The sequence below is a fragment of the Planktotalea sp. genome, from assembly GCF_049680325.1.
GTDB lineage: Bacteria > Pseudomonadota > Alphaproteobacteria > Rhodobacterales > Rhodobacteraceae > Planktotalea.
In genome coordinates this window covers 1-1,789 of sequence record NZ_JBAUHO010000320.1, presented here as the reverse complement: position 1 = coordinate 1,789, position 1,789 = coordinate 1, and the positions used below count along the sequence as shown (strand labels likewise).

Genomic DNA, 1,789 nt, shown 5'->3' with positions numbered 1-1,789 from the left:
TTCCTTGGCCACGCGAAACACCGTGTGCTTGTCGCTGTAGAATGCAACGGGGCGACCGTGTTCGAGCAAATAGCTTTCCAGTGCTTCGAAGTAGCTGAATGTGCTCTCGGATTTAACAAACCGCAGTTCCATGAGCGCGCTGGTGGCGTCATCGATGAAAACGAGCAAGGTGCAGGGGCCCGCGCGATCTTCGAACCATCGGTGATCTGAGCCATCAATCTGGATCAACTCACCAAAACATTCCCGGCGTAGACGCGGCTGGTGGAACTGGCGGCGCTGCTTGCGCGAAAGCCAGATGCCATCTTCAACCATCCACTTGCGTAGCGTCTCGCGAGAGACTTTGAAGCCATGATGTTCGGCCAGCATCTCAGCAGCCAGTGTCGGCCCGAAATCCGGGTACTGTTCCTTGATCAGGCTCAACGCATAGTCACGTTTGGCTTTGTGGATCAGGTTGTTCGGCGGCTTTCCACGCGACTTGTGCCGGATCGCCGCTGCACCATCTTGTCGGTATCGCTTCAGCAACCGAAACACCTGCCGACGCGTCAGGTCCAGCATGTTCGCCGCATTATCAACCGTCAGCCGCCCACCATCAACCTGCGCCAAAACTTCCACACGGTTCAACTCCCGCTCGCTCATCGTCACCCATCCCATGTTCGCTCATCCTCACATCATTTTGCGAGGAGAGTGACACTTCTTGTCTTAGGCTGAGGTTGGCTCCCATGCGATAAGGGAGCCGCTGTCCGGCACCTTAGGTATGCCGGGCAGCGGCGGGGGACGGATCACAGAACCAAGTCTGCGTTCCGATCTCAGCCTGCAGATACGGCCAGCTGACGAACTCGGTACCGCGGTCGAAGGTGATTGAACGACGCGCGATGTAGGGCAGATCACGCACGGCCTTCATGATCTTGCCCATCACCGGCTTGGTACGTTTGTTCGGGTTCTTCAAAAGCACTGTGAAGCGGCTCACGCGCTCCACGAGGGACGTCACATTTGACTGACCAAAGCGTTGTTTGAACAGGACAAGATCAGCCTCCCAATGCCCGAACTGGCGCCGATGTGCGACGTCGTCCGGGCGGAACAGGATACTGACATCACGCCCAAACTTAGGCTTCTGGCGTTTTCTGGCACGGCGCGGCGTGCGGTTCTTTCGGTGCAAGGGCAGGTACCACCAAAGCTCCTGATCCATGCCTTCTCTGGAGTAGATGTAGCGGTAGATCGTTTCCTGGCAGACGCGCAACTTCGCACCTTCGTAGATCATCCGGTTGCCGATCTGCTCAGGCGTCCAGCCTCGTTTGATCCGCGCAACCACGGTCTTGCACAGATCAGAATGTCGGATCAGTTTGCGTTGCACGGAGCGACGCCGCTGCGCCCGCTGATGCGCGGCCATGCCAAAGTAACCTGCATACTTCTTGGGAAGGCATCATCAGCCCAGAAATTGCGTTTGATCTCTCGGAAGACCGTCGACTTATGGCGCTTCAGAACGCGCGCCATCTCAACGACAGGGACCTTTGCAAGCCACCAGTCTTCGATCTTCCGGCGTTCCTGATACGAAAGTTGCACTTCAAAGTAGCGCGCACCCAGCCACACCAGATGTAAACGCCATTCAGAAATGTCACCGATTGCGCAAACCAGAAATGTCACCACGGGCACTGATGCGAGCAAGGCTTAGCAGCCCGGAGACCACATATATCGCAGGGTTGATAAGCCTTGCGGGGTCTGGTTATAGACCAAGCTTGCGGCGCTCTTTCTTGTTGTAGAAGGCTTTGATGCCTTCATCGCGCACGAGCTC

Annotated in this window: 1 protein-coding gene and 1 pseudogene; both read right to left on the bottom strand. The window is 56.6% G+C overall.

Annotated features, from left to right (window positions below):
• Positions 1 to 651 (bottom strand): ISNCY family transposase (locus WBC85_RS14460; protein WP_424438697.1); only part of this gene is annotated, 651 nt, incomplete at its 3' end.
• 121 nt (positions 652 to 772) lie between these two features.
• Positions 773 to 1,581: pseudogene (locus WBC85_RS14455) on the bottom strand (IS30 family transposase); the annotation flags it as partial.
• Positions 1,582 to 1,789: the final 208 nt, after the last annotated feature.